This is a genomic window from Rufibacter soli (assembly GCF_054781795.1).
Map to the genome: position 1 here is coordinate 714,436 of NZ_BAAGTS010000005.1, position 15,577 is coordinate 730,012.

The following is a 15,577-nucleotide window of genomic DNA, read 5'->3' on the forward strand; positions in this document are numbered from 1 at the left end:
TTGTTTAGGTCCGCAAAGATACGGAATTTCTGGCTCTTCTTCTGATTTCAGGGTAGAACAGAGGCCACGGGCGTTTTAAGCCCGATTTTCCAAAAACAGCCCCAAAACAGGAAATGACTTATCTGGGCCAGTTCTTAATTTACCTCAAGGAAAACTCAGGACTCAGAACTCAAGGCTCAGAACTCAGAACTCCCGTTTTACCGGTGCGTGTCCTCGTCCTGGAGCAGGCTCAGGTAGCTTTCATAGCGGGGCAGGGCAATTTTGCCTTTCTTTACGGCTTCCTGCACGGCGCAGCCCGGTTCATTGATATGGATGCAGTTGTTGAATCGGCATTTGTTCAGGAGTGCGCGCATCTCGGGAAAGTAATGGCCGATCTCCTCTTTCTTCATTTCCACCACGCCCAGTTCCTTAATGCCGGGGGTATCAATAAGATAGGTGCCGGGCTCCACCTCAAACATTTCGGCAAAGGTAGTGGTGTGCACCCCTTTGTCTGAGAACGCCGAGATCTCTGAGGTTTTGATGGCCAAATCCGGGACCAAGGCATTCACCAGCGTACTTTTTCCTACCCCTGAGTGGCCGGTGAACAAAGAGGTCTTGCCGGTAAGTAGTTTCTGTACCTCCGGCAAGCCCTCGCCGGTGTGCGCCGAGAGCGGAAGGCAAGGGTAGCCAATACGCTCATACAGATCTATCACCTGGTTCATGTATCCCAGCGCCTCCTCGTCATACAAGTCAATCTTGTTAAAAAGGAGCGTAGCCGGAATCTGGTAAGCTTCGGCGGTAACCAAAAACCGGTCTATAAACCCAAACGACGTGCGCGGCGAGACCAACGTCACTACCAGGTAGGCCACGTCTAAGTTGGAGGCCACTATGTGTGCGTGGTGCGCTTTGTGGGTAGACTTTCTGATGATGTAGTTGCGGCGGGGTTTGATTTCGGTGATGACGGCCTGGTGCTCGCCGCCTTCCAGTTCCATGGTCACCTCATCGCCTACGGCCAACGGGTTACTCACCTTAAGCCCTTTGTTCTTGAACTTCCCGCGCAGGCGGCATTTGTACAGCTGCCCCTCTTGGTGGGCGCGTACCAGATACCAAGAGCCGGTTGATTTTACTACTGTGCCTGTCATGCTTGCCGTGAAGGTAACCAATAATCTAAAGAGGTTAAGATACGATCTGTAGCCCCGGCCTGTTTTTTCAGGTATTCCTGAATTGCGGCTTTAATCTTGGCCCTCTCCGAAGGGTTTTCTGCCAACGCGGTAAAGGCCTTTGTCAACTCCTGGGAAGTGTGCACCGGAAAAGCCGCGCCAATTTCTACCAGGTCAATGGCTTCCTGAAATTTGGCGTATTTGGGCCCGAAAAAGATAGGTGGCCCAAAGGCGGCGGGTTCCAGGGTGTTGTGCAGGCCTTTGCCAAACGCGCCGCCCACGTAGGCGTAATCGGCGTACTGGTAAAGGCTGGAGAGCATGCCTATGTTGTCTATGAGCAAAATCCGGAAGCTGGCCACGGTGGCGGGGTCTGCCTGGGAGAACCGTACGGCCTGGCCTGGGAACTGCGCTTCCAGTTCAGCCAACTCCTGATCCTTAATCTCATGCGGGGCCACAATAAACTTGAGGGTAGACAATTGTTCCTGCATAAAAGGCGCCAGCACTTTCATATCCTGGGGCCAGCTGCTGCCTATCACCATGGTAGGCTCCTGGCCTTTAAAAGCCTGCGCTACCGCAATTGGGGCCACCTTTTCGGCGCTTTGCAGCACACGGTCTACGCGGGTATCGCCGGCCAGGCTCACCTTGCTGTAGTCAATACCGGCCAACAGTTCCAGTGATTCCTGATTTTGGGTGAAGATATGGGAAAAGCGCTCCAGAATGCGCCGGTAAAAGCCGCCGCCCTTTCTAAAATACACCTGGTTGGGTCTGAAAATAGCAGACACCGAAAACATAGGAATATGCCGTTTGCGCAACGCCTTGGTGTAATGGTGCCAGAACTCGTACTTCACAAACACGGCCAACTTGGGCTTTACCAAAGAGACAAAGCAGCGGGCGTTGTGGTCGGTGTCCAGGGGCAGGTAGAAAATGAAATCGGCGCCGGCGTAGTTCTTTCTCACCTCATAACCGGAAGGGGAGAAAAAGGTAAGCACCACCTTAAACTCAGGAAATTTTTCCTTAAAGGCTTCTATGAGAGGACGGCCTTGCTCAAACTCGCCCAAGCTGGCGCAGTGGAACCAAGCCAACGGGGCGGTATTACCTTGCAGCTTCTCCCGTATCTGTTGAAAGATATCTTTTCGGCCCTTTACCCATAAAGACGCCTTCGGCACAAAAGGGGCCGCTAGCCGCACGCCCAGACCATAGGCGCGAATTCCAACTTCGTATAAAATAGTAGACATCTAGGTGGGGTTAAAAGTATAAAATGGGGGGAGACATTTAATACCTTCCTACGTAAGGAGGTGACCCGGTTCACTGCAAAGGTACGGCCTTTAACGTATTTAAAAGGAACGTCTGGGTTAATTAACGAAACGCCACCGGGGTTGGTAAAAAAGAAGGAACAATTTCTGGCGTTTTAGGCCTCTTTTCCGGAAAACGGGCTTAAAACGGAAATGTGCGGAGCAGGAGAATAATAGTCTATGAAAAGGAATAACCTTTAGAGTGGCCGGTTAATAAAAAAGCCCCTCCGTACAGAAGGGGCTTTTTTTAAAAAAGGTTGGTAAAAACCAGGATTAGTTAGAGGCCAGGTAGCTGGAAACGCCCTCGCGGGTAGCCTGCATGGCTTCTTTTCCTTCTTCCCAGTTAGCGGGGCAAACTTCGCCTTTTTCCTCAAAGTACTGCAGGGCATCTACCATGCGTAGCGCCTCATCAATGCTGCGGCCTAAAGGCAGGTCATTTACTACCTGGTGACGCACTATGCCGTGCTTGTCAATCAGGAACAGACCGCGGTAGGCAACTGGGTCACCCACAAAGATCAACTCGCCTTGGTCGTTGTAGTCATAGTCACCAGCCAGTACGTCAAAGTTCTTGGCAATGGTTTTAGAGTTGTCAGCTACCAAGGGGTAAGTAACGCCTTCAATGCCGCCTTTATCACGGGGGGTATTCAACCAGGCCCAGTGCGAGAAATGGGAGTCAACGGAACAGCCTACCACGGCTACGTTCTTGCGTTTGAAATCTTCCAGACGGTCCTGGAACGCGATGATCTCAGTAGGGCACACGAACGTGAAATCCAGGGGGTAGAAGAAGAAAACCACGTGCTGCTTGCCAAGGTACTGCTCTAAGGAGAAATCTTCCTCAAACTCACCGTCTACCACGGCGGTTGCCTTGAAAGAAGGTGCTTTTTTGCCTATTAATACTGCCATAATCTTTTTAAAAGTTTAAGTAGTTGCTAAAATGGCCCCTTAAAACAGAGGGCCTTTTCATGCCGCAAAGGTACGACAACCAGGCCCTTTCTGCAAAACAAGTTGCAAGAGGTTGTTGCCTTTACAGTATACCAGCGGGCCGGGCCAAGAACATTTATTTCCCCTCAGGGATGCAGGGCGTTTTGCGGCCGTTTTTCTAAAAACAGGCCTAAAACGCACGGCGTCAACCGTCACTTGTTGGCTGCCGGCCTGCACACAAACTGGAAGGTCTGGCGGCTGCGCTGCTCCAGGAGAATTTCTTTTCCGGCGGTAAGTTTTTGCAGGCTGGCCTCATCATAGTTTTTGATAGTGTACAGAAACAGCGGCTGGTTGTAGAGTACATTGAATTCTTCTGCCAGGTCTGCCTTGAGCGCGTCTATTCTGGCTTGGTCATGGTCAACGCACACAGAGAAGGAGATAGCTGAGTTCTGCATCATGTTAATCTTGACGCGGTGCTGGCCCAAGGCCTGAAAGATGGTGCCCAACTGTTGCTCCGTTATAAAACCCAGGTCTTTGGTGTGGAAGGACAGCAGGCACTGGTTCTGTTTAAGGATATAGGCCGGCGCAATACGGTCATGCTGGCAACTGTGGATGACCGTGCCGGGTTCCTGCGGGTGCAGAAAGGATTTAATATATAAAGGAATGCAACGCTTGGCCAGCGGCTGCACTGTTTTGGGGTGTATGACAGAGGCTCCGTAGTAGGCCATCTCAATGGCTTCCTGATAGGCAATCTCTTCATACCGGGTGGTCTCCTCAAATAGTTTGGGATCGGCGTTGAGTAGGCCGGGCACGTCTTTCCAGATGGTAAGGGCCGGGGCCTGTAGGCAGTAGGCAAAAATAGCCGCGCTGAAGTCTGACCCTTCGCGGCCCAGGGTGGTGGTCTGCCCATCAGCCGCGCGGCCAATGAAGCCTTGGGTAATGGCGGGTGCCTCCTGCAGAAGAGCGGGAAGCTTGGAGGAAATCTCCTTTTCGGTCCAGTCCCAATCCAAGCGGGCCTCGCGCCAGGTGGCATCGGTGCGGAGGAAGTCGCGGGCATCCAGCCACTGGTTTTTATACCCTCGCTGGCAGAGGAAATGGTGCAGGATCAGGCTGGACAGTAGCTCGCCCACGCTGATGATCTGGTCATACTGCCGGTCAAAATCCTGGGGGATGGTCTGGCGCAAGGATTCCTCTAACTGGGTGAACTGCTGGCCTACCGCCTCATAGACCGGGTGCGCAGGCTCGGGGAAAAGCTCCTGCAGAATCTGCCAATGGTAAAGCCGGGTTTGCTGTAAGGCCGCTGCGTAAGATTCGCCCTTGAATGCCTGGGTAAAACAGGTCTCTAACGCGTTGGTGGTCTTGCCCATAGCCGAAACCACAACCAGCGGGTTTGCGTTTATAGGAAGACCCTTAAGAATCTGGAATAGGTTCCTAAACGCTGCCGCGTCCTTTACAGATGCGCCGCCAAATTTATAAACTATCATTTATTGCCCTTTAATTTGTCAAAATTGGTAAAAACCGAATTTTTTATCCGGTTAAGATTGCTATTTTTGTAATTGATTTAGTTGCTATATCTCAAGTCCCCTTACCCTTTAACAACTTTTCCTATGAATAATATCAAAGAAAACCTGGCCCTTCCGGTGGGCACCACACTAGACCGCTTTATCATGCGGAAGCAAGAGGATTTCCCGTATGCCACCGGTGAACTCTCTCAGTTGCTGCGTGATATAGCGCTGGCCGCTAAAATTGTGAACCGTGCCATCAACCACGCGGGCCTCACAGATATTGGAGGCGCTTACGGAAAACAGAACGTACAGGGCGAAGAACAGCAAAAACTGGATGTAGTAGCAAATATACGTTTCATTAGGGCGCTCCGGAACGGGGGAGAGGTTTGCACCATTATTTCTGAGGAAGAGGATGAGGTAATCCAGACAGGTAACCTCAAAGGAAAGTATATTGTCGCCATTGACCCGCTGGATGGTTCCTCTAATATTGACGTGAACGTGTCTATTGGCACCATCTTCTCTATTTACAGACGCATCTCTGAATTAGGAACGGAAGGCACCATTGATGATTGCTTCCAGAAAGGCACCGAGCAGGTAGCGGCGGGCTATATTATTTACGGCTCCAGCACCATGTTGGTATATACCACCGGCAACGGCGTGAACGGCTTTACCTATGAGACTTCCCTGGGCGAATTCTTCCTGTCTCACCCCAACATCACCACCCCTAAGAACGGTAGCATTTACTCCGTGAACGAAGGTGGCTTCAATTACTTCCCAGAGGGCATTAAGCATTACATTGAGCTTTGCCGCGTACGCAACTATGCAGCCCGCTACATTGGCTCCCTGGTAGCCGACTTTCACCGGAACCTGCTCAAGGGCGGTATCTATATGTACCCCAATACCTTAAAATCGCCGGGTGGAAAACTCAGACTTCTGTATGAGTGCAATGCCTTGTCTTTTATAGTAGAGCAGGCGGGCGGAAAGGCCTCAGACGGCAGACAGCGTATTCTGGAGATTCAGCCTTCTGATCTGCACCAGCGGTGCACCTTCTACATTGGCTCCAAAGAAATGGTAGACGAAGTGGAGAGCCTGCTGGTGGCGCGCCCGGTGCGCAATGCGCAGTTGGTGTAAAGAAGATTAAGCACCCTACCACTTTATAAAAGGAAAGGCCCCTGCCATTGGCAGGGGCCTTTCCTTTTATAAAGAAGTCTATGACGTACGCCTATTTGGCTGAAGTTTTCTTGCCCTTGGCTGGCTCTGCGTCTGCTTCGGTTTCTGTGGCAGGGCTGGCCGGAGCGGCCTCAGGAGCGGTTTCTTCACTGTAAGGCACAAACTGGCTTACGGTTTGGTACCACTGCACCAGTTTTTTCATGTCTGAGCTATAAACCCGTTCGCGGTCATAGTCTGGGAGCACCGTCTCTACAAAAGAAGAAAGTTCCTGGCTGCTTGACTTGGCGTTTACCGGCAGGTCAGAGCCGTACTGTTGTCTGATTCTGTCAAAAATATCGGCTAAAGGAACAGTCTGCTCCTCGTCATTGGTATACATGGAAATTTCTTGCAGAATAGAAACGCGGTTACGTGACTGCGCTACACTTCTTACTGGCTTTTCAGCGAGGCTTTCTACAATGATTCCGCTACGGGTAGGGGCTATGATTCTGTATAGACCCGGCATACCGGAAATAGAAGCGATCTCTTTCAAGTCAAACGGCATAGGGAAATTTGGGTTATGAGGTGAATTTAGAGTTTGAAGTTTACCGGAACACTGTATTGCTGGCTGTAACCGGGAGCATTAAATTTAAGGAGTTTCACTACCCGTACTGCTTCCTGGCCCAGACCACCGCCTACTTCCTTCAGGATCTTCACGTTAGTGATAGCCCCTTCATTGGTAAGGGTGAAGCCCACAATACAGGTACCCATGGTGCGGTTACGCTTGGCCAGGGCCGGGTACTGGATACTGCGCTGCAGGTGCGCCACCAAAGAATCCTGCCCTCCGGGATAGTGCTCAGCTACCGGCAGTTTACCAGTCTGAACATACGTAGCGGGCGCGGCGCCAGGAAAAGCAAAGGCTCCGGCGGCAAAGAAAACAAAAAAGGCAACTACTAGTGTGTTTCTTACTTTCATTTTTATGGAATAAATAAACTGGGAAAATGGCTTATCACGCTTGGCGTTCTTCATTGTACCGGCGGTTTACGTCACTTATGAAGTTAAGGATTTCCTCGCGCCCCTCCTTGGTAGAAGAGGAACTGGTCATATACATAGGTGGCTCCTCCCATGTTTCCTTTAATGTCTTCATAAAAAGGGCAATGTTGGCCTCCGTCTTGATCTTTGACTGTTTGTCAATCTTTGTGAAGATAAGCACAAAAGGCACTCCCATGGTTCCCAATTGCTCCATAAATTCAAGATCTGGCTTCTGCGGGGGCAAGCGGGAGTCAATCAAGACAAACACGCAGGCCAGGTTAGGCCTGTTACGCAGGTAGAAATTGATCATCTTGCGCCAGGTTTCCCGTGAGTCTTTGCTTACTTTGGCCCAGCCGTAGCCTGGTAAATCTACCAGGTACCAGTCATCATTGATGAGAAAATGGTTGATTAACTGTGTCTTTCCTGGAAAAGAAGAGGTCTTTGCCAGTTTCAGTCTATTGGTAAGTGTGTTAATTAAGGAAGACTTTCCTACATTTGAACGCCCTATGAAAGCGTACTCCGGCAGGTCTGTCTGCGGGCATAAGTCAGCGCGGGTATTACTGGTGACAAACTTTGCTTCTTTAATGACCATGGTATTTTGACTACTAGATAAGACTGCAAAGGTATCAAAATAAAAACATACCATTTTCTGCGACTGGCGCAGGTAACTTATTATACAATATTCTATGCGTTTTGGTAACCATTTGGGCAATTTGAGAGTATCGTATGGCGGCGAGAGTATCTATCTTGCCTATATAGAAAACGGCCATATTTTGTAATAAAAGCACTTTGCCAATATTTAAGTTTAATTATTTCTTTCTTTGGATTAATTATCTGACAATTTTTAAATATTATTGTACTTCTCTTTTATGTCTTCGGCCATAAAAGGGGGTGCCTCATGGGGTACTTCCAGGGGGAACCATTGTAAGATTTTGCGCCAATTTAGAAGCACTATACCTAAACCTTTTACACTATGAATCACTTAGACAAGCGGTTGTTAAGAACGTCCTTTCTCTTTCTTACGCTGTTTCTCATGGCTTATGGGGCCATGGCCCAGAGTACGCGTAAGCTTATCAGGAGCGGGGATAAGATGTTTAACCAGGCGAACTTCCGGGCCGCTCTCCCCTTCTATGAGAAAGCATTGGAGCGTGAGCCGGACAATGCCAAGGCTCTGTACCGTGCAGGTATCAGCTTAATTGCCTTTGATAAAGAAAAAGCAAGCGAATACATCTACAAAGCCTATAAACTTAAGCCAAAAGTGGGTGATGATGTGCTTTACTGGTTAGGTAGAGTGGATCTGGTGAACTACGAGTTTGACAACGCCATCAAAAACGCCACTGCTTACCAGGCAACCTTAGGCAAACGCGACGATGAAGGCAAAGAGCAGGCCGCTCTGCTTCTGCAACACGCCCGTAACGCCAAAAGAGAAGTGGCTAACCCCAGAGATTTCTTCGTGAAAAACTTAGGGCCAACGGTGAATACTCCTTACTCTGAGCACAGCCCCGTTATTTCCTCTGACGATAACTACCTGTTGTTCACTTCCCGTAGCGCTGCCGTAACCGGTGGAAAAGAAGCTGCTGACGGTGAGTACTACGAAGATATTTTTGAGACCCGCCGTTTAGGACCAGATTCTTGGGAATCCCCTAAATCTTTGGGTAGCCGCTTGAACGGTACCGGCCACGATGCCTCTATCCAGTTATTTGACAATGACAGCAAATTGCTGATGTACCGCCAGGATGAGAACGGAGATATCTTTGTTTCTACCCGTGCGGAAGGCGGCGAGTGGGGAACTCCTCAGAAGTTGGGCAAGAACATCAACACCAAAGGATTTGAAAGCGATGCCTTCGTAACCAAAGACGGAAGCACCATCTTCTTCTCCACCAACCAGTATTCTGAGAATGGTGACCTGGATATCTATTTTTCAGAGCGCCAGCCAAACGGTGACTGGGGTGTTGCCAAGAACTTCGGGAACGGGGTGAACACTGCCTATGATGAGGATAGCCCTTACTTTACCGCCGACGGCAGAACCATGTATTTCAGCTCACGTGGTCATAACACCATGGGTGGCTATGACATCTTCAAGATTGAGTTTGACACTGTAGCCCGCCGCTGGAGCAGACCTGAGAACATGGGTTACCCAGTAAACACGCCAGATGATGATACGTACTATCGTTTAAGCCCAGATGGCTCTTACGCGTACCTTTCATCTTACCGCATGGGTGGTTACGGTGAAAAAGACATCTACACCATTAACTACATCCGCAACGCCATTATCCGTGGCCATGTATACAGCCTGCGTGACTCAACCATCATCCCTGGCGTAGAACTGGTATTTACCGGTAAAACAGCTAATAACACGCCGCTTGAGTACCGTGACGTGACTAAGCCAGACTCTGGAAACTACCAGGTAACTGTGCTTTCTGCCCGTCCTTACCAGGTAGCTCTTTCTAAAGACGGCAAAGCCATCACTACAGAGCAATTTGAAGTGCCTTTGTCTTTGAATGACACCACCGTGGTAGAGAAAGACTTCTACATTGCCTTTGAAGATACTTCAGCGGTAGGAGTAGGCGCTTTTGCCTTCAAACGCATCTACTATGACACAGACAAGTACAACCTGCGCCCTGAGTCTATCTCTGAACTGGACAATGTTGCCAAAGTAATGAAGGCCAATCCTTCGCTGCGTATCTCCATTGACGGTCACTGTGACTCTCGTGCCTCAGATGCCTATAACATCACGCTTGGTGAGAACCGTGCCATGGCTGCTTACAACTACCTGTTGAAACAAGGTATCTCCAGCAACCGCATGATCACCGTAAGCTACGGCGAGCGTCGTCCGGCTGCCCCGAACGATTCTCCTGAGAACATGCAGCTTAACCGCCGCACTGAGTTCAATGTGATCAAAACCGGAGACGAGCAATAAGAATCTCCTTTAAAATAAGTAAACTGCAGCGCCCCGGTCTATTTGGCCGGGGCGCTGTTTTTCTATGGGGGTGGCATACAACATAATGAAGGATTTCTAGTTAAACCATAGTAGCTTTGCTTTTCAATACAGAGACAAGTACATGTCAGTAGTTCCATATAAAGACCAGGAAAGCGGAAAGAAAACCCAGGTGGCGCAAATGTTCAACAGCATTGCCAAGCGCTATGACTTTCTCAACCATTTCTTAAGTGCAGGGATTGATATTCTTTGGCGCAAGAAAGCGGTGAGGCTGTTGGCCCGCACCAAGCCCCAGATAATTCTGGACATTGCCACCGGTACCGGAGACTTCGCCCTGGAGACGCTTAGCCTTAACCCCAAGCAGGTGATAGGCATTGATATCTCTGAGGGAATGTTGCAGGTGGGCCGGGAGAAAATAGCCAAGCGCGGCCTGGACCATCTGGTGCAGCTCTACCTGGGTGACTCTGAGAACATCCAATACCCAGACAATCATTTTGACGCTATTACGGTGGCGTTTGGGGTGCGTAACTTTGAGAACCTGGAGAAAGGCCTGGCTGAGATGTACCGGGTCTTGAAACCGGGCGGCATGGCCGTAATCCTGGAGTTCTCCAAGCCGCAGCGGTTCCCCATGAAACAAGGCTATAACTTTTATTTCAAGAATATCCTGCCCGTTTTCGGGAAGCTAATCTCTAAAGACAATGCTGCGTATACGTACCTGCCTGAATCAGTGCAGGCGTTCCCAGACGGCAAAGACTTCATCGCTATCTTCCGGAAAATAGGATTTAAAAACACAGAATGGCACTCACTTACCTTCGGCATCAGCTCTATTTACATAGGCACAAAATAACCCCTTTTCTATTTCTGGTTTTATCTATGCTGGGCCAGCAGGCTCTGGCGCAGGGCAAACTCAGTGGCGAGAACTTACCAGGCTATGAATACAAGAAACTCAGGTGGGGCTTCTCCCTGGGGTTGAACAGTTCCTGGTATACGCTGGAGCATTCGCAAGCCTACATTAACAGCATAGACCCTACTTTTGTAAATGATCCTGCTAACCCCAGTTTGGTGTATGATCTTTCTTCTGTCAATGAAAAAGCCGGGATTGGGTTCAACGTGAACTTTATCACCACGTACCGTCTCTCTCAAGATGTGGTGCTGCGCGCCCAACCAGGGGTGGGGTACCACAGCCGGGCCATTGAGTATGTTGGCAATTTTGAGGGCTCAGAGAACGGCATGAAGCTGCAGGAGGTCAATACCTTCTCCGGAGAGCTGCCCTTGCTGGTGAAATATGAGTCTAAACGCCGAAGAAATACCCAGATGTATTTCATTGGCGGTATAAAACCAACCTATGTTGTGGGCGGTCCCAAGAAAGGAAACTCAGAAGTATTGCAGATCAAGCCTTTTGATATTTCCTTAGAATGTGGTGTGGGGCTGGATATGTTCTACCCGTTTTTCAAGTTCTCGCCTGAGCTACGGTATTCCCGGGGGCTAAGTGATATCCGGGAACCTTATAACACGGTGTACAACAACACCCTCCAGAAACTGAACACCAATACCATCACCCTTTACCTAAACTTCGAATAACCAATCACATGGCCCAGAAAATTGCCTTGGTTACGGGTGCTTCCTCCGGCATAGGAAGAGCAACGGCCGTTCAACTGGCCCAAAACGGCTACAAAGTCATTATTACGGGCCGCCGCCAGGAGAAACTGCAGGAACTGGCCCAGGAAATTGGCCCTGATTCAGTTTACCCACTTTTGTTTGACGTGCGGGATCGCGAGGTGGTGCGCCAGGCACTTGCCAGCTTGCCCCAGGAGTGGCGGGCCATTGACGTGCTGGTGAATAATGCCGGCAATGCCCACGGCCTGTCTCCCATCCAGAGCGGTGACGTAGACGATTGGGACGCCATGATAGACATTAACGTGAAGGGCTTGCTCTACGTGACCAAGGAAGTGTTACCCGTTATGGTGGAACGCAAATCTGGGCACATCATCAACATTGGCTCTATTGCTGGCAAAGAGGCCTACGCCAACGGAAATGTGTATTGTGCCAGCAAATTTGCGGTGGACGCCCTTTCTAAGGCCATGCGGATAGACTTGGTGCATGAAGGCGTGAAAGTGTCAGAAGTAAAACCGGGCCTGGTCCAGACCGAGTTCTCTGAAGTACGCTTTAAAGGCGACAAAGAGCGCGCCGCCAACGTGTACAAAGGTTTTGAGCCCCTCCAGGCCGAAGACATAGCTGACGTGATTGTTTTCATGGTAACCAGGCCCAAACACGTGAACATAGCCGAAGTGCTGATCCTGCCTTCCGCGCAGGCCTCTGCCACGGTAGTGAACAAGCAGTAGACAATACATAAAACAGAAACGCCTCACTGGTTCTATGACTAGTGGGGCGTTTCTGTTTTAGGGCCGTTTTCAGAAAAACAGGCTTAAAACAGAATATCCTTGTTAGGGCCGTCTGCGTTGGAAGACAAAAAGAGCCGTGCCCTATGACCTTTACCCAGATCAAAGAAACCTGTCTGTACGTGCAGGACCTGGAACGCACCACTGCTTTCTATATTTCGGTATTAGGATTGCCGGTCATCGGCCAGGTGGCCGGAAGGCATGTGTTTTTCAGGGTTGGGAGGTCTGTTTTGCTCTGTTTTAACGCCCAGAAAACCCGCCAGAGCAAAGACCTGCCGGCGCATTTTGGGCAGGGCCAACTGCACGTGGCTTTTGAATGCCAACTACCCGAGTATGAATCCTGGAAAGAAAAGCTTAATAAGGCCGGAGTAGCCCTGGAACATGAGCAGACCTGGCCGCACGGCCGAAAGTCCTGCTACTTCCGGGACCCGGACCAACATCTGCTGGAGATTGTGGTGCCGGGCATCTGGGAGAGAGTGTAATGCTGTTTTGAGCCTGTTTTTAAGAAAACGGGCTTAAAACATGAAATAGGAAGTTTTGTCCAAGCCCATCAGTACAGGATGACTACCACTCGGCTTTCAATTGCTGGAGCACCCCGGTATTCAATTCATGCTTGCCCTGGAAAGAAATAACCTTGGGGTGAAGCCCTGCCTTTGCGATTTTAGCCAATTGCTCTTCCATGCGGTCATTAGTCACCATCTCATCCTGAAGGCCATACACGTAGGTGAGGCGGGTGTGGGCCAGGGTAGGTTCAACCGTGGCCAGCTCCATATCCTCTGGGAAGACGCCGGCCCACAGAACCAGTTCGGTCACGGGCCATTGCGCCTGCGCCAGCCACCGGCAAACTGTGGCCGCTCCTTGTGAGAAGCCTAAAACATGCAAGATAGCCCGCGGGGCTTCTTCCAGGGCCGTTTGGCGTACCAGGTTCAGGTAAGCGATGTAGTCCTCAATCTCAGACAGGCGTTCCTCCTTGGTCATCCAGGTGGCACCCACGCGGCCTGAGAAACCGTTCAGATAAAACCTGGACAGCCCCTCTGGGGCAATGACCACCGTCTCTGTGTCTGCTACCGCTTCAAAATGCCTTATAAAATACCGGGCCAGTTGCCCATACCCGTGGCACGCAATCCAGAGATGCCTGGTGTCAGGGGAGAGGGTGCCCAACTGATGAAGATGCGCCGTGCGGGGTACAGAAATCGTCCGGTGAAGGGCGGGCACGCTAGAGCTGGTCTTTCGTGAACATAAAGGGCAGGAGGTCCTCCACGCTCTTCAGGCGGATCACCTGCCCGTTGTCTCCTTGCATGATGAGGCGGATAGGCGCGTTCTGGCGGTTCTGGTACTCAGCCATGACCTGGCGGCAGGCCCCGCAGGAACAGGCCTTCAGGAAATGTTCTTCGTGGCGGCGGCGTACGGTCACGGCCATCACCTCTATGGTTTCATCTGGGTAGTTGGAGCCCACGCCAAACAAAAGGGTACGCTCGGCGCAGAGCCCTGAGGGGTAAGCGGCGTTCTCCTGGTTGGTGCCTTGGTGCAGGCTGCCGTCTGACAGGCGCAGGGCAGCCCCAACCAGATAGTTGGAGTAGGGTGCGTAAGCGTTGTTGGTGGCTTTCTGGGCCAGGTAGAATACCTGCCGTTCCTGATCGGTCAATTCTTCCGGGGAAGACACCACCTCGTAGGTGATGTTGAGTTGTACTTGTTCTATCATATATGCGGTAACCGCACGAGCACGTACGGGAGCCAAAGTTAATAAGTTAGCCCGAAAATGCAAGAAGTGGTTGCCTGTCCGGGAGAAAATACCCATTTTACCGCAAATACCTTCCCTCCTATGAAAAAGATCCTCCTCCTGGGCGCTGGCCGCTCTGCTTCCGTGCTTATTGACTACCTGTTGCACCATGCCGGCCCCGAAGGGTGGCAAGTAGCCATTGGCGATGTTTCAGTAGCGCACCTGCCTTTGGCGGTTCAGCAGCACGCCGCAGTCCGGACCTTTGCGATAGATGTGCTGGATGAGGCGCAGCGCGAGGCGGAGGTGGCCCAGGCCGACGTAGTCATTTCCCTGTTACCTGCCATTTTCCACCCCCTGGTGGCGCAGAGTTGCCTGGCCATGGGCAAACACCTGGTTACGGCCTCATATGTGCCCGAAGAAATCAGTAGCCTGCACGCCCAAGCCCAGGCCAAAGGCCTTACCTTTCTTATGGAGTGCGGCCTTGACCCCGGTATTGACCATATGTCGGCCATGAAGATCATCCATGACATTCAGGCCCAGGGCGGTAGAATTACCTCCTTCAAGAGCTTTACGGGTGGCCTCATGGCCCCAGAGTCTGACAATAACCCTTGGCACTACAAATTCACCTGGAACCCCCGCAACGTGGTGCTAGCCGGGCAAGGCACAGCCAAGTACATAGAGGAAGGCACCTACAAATACATTCCCTACCCGCACCTGTTCCGGCGCACCGAGACTTTCCTGATTGACGGGTTTGGCGCCTTTGACGGCTATGCCAACCGGAACTCCCTGGCGTACCGCGCTCCTTATGGCCTGGAGGACATTCCCACCATGTTGCGCGGCACCCTTCGTAGGCCCGGCTATTGCCAGGCTTGGGACGTATTGGTGCAATTGGGACTAACCGACGATTCTTATCCTCTGGAAATGACGGAGGGAATGACGTACGGGCAACTGGTGGAAAGCTTCCTGCCCAAGGATGGGCAGGAGGGAAGTGACCTTCGGGACCGGGTGGCCCGCTACGTGGGGCTTGCTTCTGATGCGCCGGAACTGGATCTGGTGGAATGGGCCGGCTTGTTTAGTGACCTGCCCATCGCTATGGCGCAGGCTACCCCCGCCCAGGTCCTGGAAAAGCTGTTGACCCAGAAATGGCAACTGAACCCCGGCGATAAAGATATGATTGTGATGCTGCACCTGTTTGAGTACGAGCTAACGGGCCAACGCCGGCAACTCTCCTCCTCTCTGGTGGTGCTGGGTGAAGACGAGGTGCATACTGCCATGGCCAAAACCGTGGGTCTGCCCGTTGGCATTGCCGCCCGGCTGCTCCTGCAGGGCAAACTGAACGTAACCGGGGTAGTGGTACCGCTGCAGCCAGAAATCTACGAGCCAATCCTGGCGGAACTGGAGCAGTACGGCGTCAACTTCTCAGAAAAAACAGGGTTCTAAAAGCAGGTTTTAGGCAAAAGGGAGGGTAGTTTTCAGCTTCTTCCC

At 51.2% G+C, this 15,577-nt stretch carries 16 protein-coding genes; 7 read left to right on the forward strand and 9 right to left on the reverse strand.

Going from position 1 to position 15,577, the window contains the following annotated elements; translation table 11 throughout:
- Positions 1-197 precede the first annotated feature (197 nt).
- From rsgA to ACYVJQ_RS17340, 4 genes are all read right to left on the reverse strand, one after another.
- A complete protein-coding gene (rsgA, locus tag ACYVJQ_RS17325; RefSeq protein ID WP_460894369.1) occupies positions 198-1,121 on the reverse strand; it encodes a ribosome small subunit-dependent GTPase A in 924 nt (307 codons plus the stop codon).
- Positions 1,118-2,374 (reverse strand): 3-deoxy-D-manno-octulosonic acid transferase, encoded by a 1,257-nt coding sequence (locus ACYVJQ_RS17330; RefSeq protein ID WP_460894370.1) that lies wholly within the window; start codon positions 2,372-2,374, stop codon positions 1,118-1,120. Before ACYVJQ_RS17330 ends, rsgA begins: the two co-directional genes overlap by 4 nt.
- A 330-nt stretch (positions 2,375-2,704) precedes the next feature.
- Complete coding sequence (locus tag ACYVJQ_RS17335) at positions 2,705-3,334, reverse strand: redoxin domain-containing protein (protein ID WP_460894371.1); 630 nt, start codon at positions 3,332-3,334, stop codon at positions 2,705-2,707.
- Positions 3,335-3,564: 230 nt separating this feature from the next.
- Entirely contained in the window at positions 3,565-4,836 is a 1,272-nt protein-coding gene (locus ACYVJQ_RS17340) for an aspartate kinase (protein WP_460894372.1), read from the reverse strand.
- A gap of 123 nt (positions 4,837-4,959) precedes the next feature.
- On the opposite strand from ACYVJQ_RS17340, the gene fbp reads away from it, so the two are divergent.
- Positions 4,960-5,988 carry a class 1 fructose-bisphosphatase gene (gene fbp, locus ACYVJQ_RS17345; protein ID WP_460894373.1) on the forward strand — a complete coding sequence of 343 codons (1,029 nt, stop codon included), beginning with the start codon at positions 4,960-4,962 and terminating at the stop codon, positions 5,986-5,988.
- 91 nt (positions 5,989-6,079) lie between these two features.
- On the opposite strand, the gene ACYVJQ_RS17350 is transcribed toward fbp, so the two are convergent.
- From ACYVJQ_RS17350 to yihA, 3 genes are read right to left on the reverse strand one after another with little or no spacing between them, the layout of a single operon-like run.
- Entirely contained in the window at positions 6,080-6,568 is a 489-nt protein-coding gene (locus ACYVJQ_RS17350) for a DUF5606 family protein (protein WP_460894374.1), read from the reverse strand.
- Between the two features lie 26 nt (positions 6,569-6,594).
- Positions 6,595-6,978: an energy transducer TonB gene (locus ACYVJQ_RS17355; protein ID WP_460894375.1), complete on the reverse strand. Its 384-nt coding sequence runs from the start codon at positions 6,976-6,978 to the stop codon at positions 6,595-6,597.
- Positions 6,979-7,012: 34 nt separating this feature from the next.
- Positions 7,013-7,627 carry a ribosome biogenesis GTP-binding protein YihA/YsxC gene (yihA, locus tag ACYVJQ_RS17360; protein ID WP_460894376.1) on the reverse strand — a complete coding sequence of 205 codons (615 nt, stop codon included), beginning with the start codon at positions 7,625-7,627 and terminating at the stop codon, positions 7,013-7,015.
- 381 nt (positions 7,628-8,008) lie between these two features.
- On the opposite strand from yihA, the gene ACYVJQ_RS17365 reads away from it, so the two are divergent.
- The 5 genes from ACYVJQ_RS17365 (at position 8,009) to ACYVJQ_RS17385 (ending at position 12,854) form a co-directional block, all read left to right on the forward strand.
- Positions 8,009-9,955: an OmpA family protein gene (locus ACYVJQ_RS17365; RefSeq protein ID WP_460894377.1), complete on the forward strand. Its 1,947-nt coding sequence runs from the start codon at positions 8,009-8,011 to the stop codon at positions 9,953-9,955.
- A 142-nt stretch (positions 9,956-10,097) separates the two neighbouring features.
- A complete protein-coding gene (gene ubiE / locus ACYVJQ_RS17370) occupies positions 10,098-10,820 on the forward strand; it encodes a bifunctional demethylmenaquinone methyltransferase/2-methoxy-6-polyprenyl-1,4-benzoquinol methylase UbiE (protein ID WP_460894378.1) in 723 nt (240 codons plus the stop codon).
- Positions 10,769-11,554: a type IX secretion/gliding motility protein PorT/SprT gene (porT, locus tag ACYVJQ_RS17375; RefSeq protein WP_460894379.1), complete on the forward strand. Its 786-nt coding sequence runs from the start codon at positions 10,769-10,771 to the stop codon at positions 11,552-11,554. Before ubiE ends, porT begins: the two co-directional genes overlap by 52 nt.
- An 8-nt stretch (positions 11,555-11,562) precedes the next feature.
- A complete protein-coding gene (locus ACYVJQ_RS17380; RefSeq protein ID WP_460894380.1) occupies positions 11,563-12,315 on the forward strand; it encodes an SDR family oxidoreductase in 753 nt (250 codons plus the stop codon).
- 143 nt (positions 12,316-12,458) lie between these two features.
- Positions 12,459-12,854 carry a VOC family protein gene (locus ACYVJQ_RS17385; protein WP_460894381.1) on the forward strand — a complete coding sequence of 132 codons (396 nt, stop codon included), beginning with the start codon at positions 12,459-12,461 and terminating at the stop codon, positions 12,852-12,854.
- A gap of 82 nt (positions 12,855-12,936) precedes the next feature.
- Here the strand turns inward: ACYVJQ_RS17385 and ACYVJQ_RS17390 are convergent, their stop codons facing one another.
- A complete protein-coding gene (locus ACYVJQ_RS17390; RefSeq protein ID WP_460894382.1) occupies positions 12,937-13,587 on the reverse strand; it encodes an alpha/beta hydrolase in 651 nt (216 codons plus the stop codon).
- Between the two features lies 1 nt (position 13,588).
- Positions 13,589-14,074, reverse strand: coding sequence for a cytidine deaminase (locus ACYVJQ_RS17395; RefSeq protein ID WP_460894383.1), 486 nt, complete (start codon positions 14,072-14,074; stop codon positions 13,589-13,591).
- A 120-nt stretch (positions 14,075-14,194) separates the two neighbouring features.
- Between ACYVJQ_RS17395 and ACYVJQ_RS17400 the strand changes: the two genes are divergently transcribed.
- On the forward strand, positions 14,195-15,532 hold the full coding sequence (locus tag ACYVJQ_RS17400) for a saccharopine dehydrogenase family protein (RefSeq protein ID WP_460894384.1): 1,338 nt from the start codon (positions 14,195-14,197) through the stop codon (positions 15,530-15,532).
- Positions 15,533-15,577 lie beyond the last annotated feature (45 nt).

What these genes read in the sequence shown, in the direction of transcription:
- yihA (WP_460894376.1), bottom strand. Translation starts at nt 7,627, where the DNA reads ATGGTCATTAAAGAAGCAAAGTTTGTCACCAGTAATACCCGCGCTGAC.
- rsgA (WP_460894369.1), bottom strand. Translation starts at nt 1,121, where the DNA reads ATGACAGGCACAGTAGTAAAATCAACCGGCTCTTGGTATCTGGTACGC.
- ACYVJQ_RS17400 (WP_460894384.1), top strand. Translation starts at nt 14,195, where the DNA reads ATGAAAAAGATCCTCCTCCTGGGCGCTGGCCGCTCTGCTTCCGTGCTT.
- ACYVJQ_RS17335 (WP_460894371.1), bottom strand. Translation starts at nt 3,334, where the DNA reads ATGGCAGTATTAATAGGCAAAAAAGCACCTTCTTTCAAGGCAACCGCC.
- ACYVJQ_RS17380 (WP_460894380.1), top strand. Translation starts at nt 11,563, where the DNA reads ATGGCCCAGAAAATTGCCTTGGTTACGGGTGCTTCCTCCGGCATAGGA.
- ACYVJQ_RS17385 (WP_460894381.1), top strand. Translation starts at nt 12,459, where the DNA reads ATGACCTTTACCCAGATCAAAGAAACCTGTCTGTACGTGCAGGACCTG.
- ACYVJQ_RS17330 (WP_460894370.1), bottom strand. Translation starts at nt 2,374, where the DNA reads ATGTCTACTATTTTATACGAAGTTGGAATTCGCGCCTATGGTCTGGGC.
- ACYVJQ_RS17395 (WP_460894383.1), bottom strand. Translation starts at nt 14,074, where the DNA reads ATGATAGAACAAGTACAACTCAACATCACCTACGAGGTGGTGTCTTCC.
- ACYVJQ_RS17365 (WP_460894377.1), top strand. Translation starts at nt 8,009, where the DNA reads ATGAATCACTTAGACAAGCGGTTGTTAAGAACGTCCTTTCTCTTTCTT.
- ACYVJQ_RS17350 (WP_460894374.1), bottom strand. Translation starts at nt 6,568, where the DNA reads ATGCCGTTTGACTTGAAAGAGATCGCTTCTATTTCCGGTATGCCGGGT.
- porT (WP_460894379.1), top strand. Translation starts at nt 10,769, where the DNA reads ATGGCACTCACTTACCTTCGGCATCAGCTCTATTTACATAGGCACAAA.
- ACYVJQ_RS17355 (WP_460894375.1), bottom strand. Translation starts at nt 6,978, where the DNA reads ATGAAAGTAAGAAACACACTAGTAGTTGCCTTTTTTGTTTTCTTTGCC.
- ubiE (WP_460894378.1), top strand. Translation starts at nt 10,098, where the DNA reads ATGTCAGTAGTTCCATATAAAGACCAGGAAAGCGGAAAGAAAACCCAG.
- fbp (WP_460894373.1), top strand. Translation starts at nt 4,960, where the DNA reads ATGAATAATATCAAAGAAAACCTGGCCCTTCCGGTGGGCACCACACTA.
- ACYVJQ_RS17340 (WP_460894372.1), bottom strand. Translation starts at nt 4,836, where the DNA reads ATGATAGTTTATAAATTTGGCGGCGCATCTGTAAAGGACGCGGCAGCG.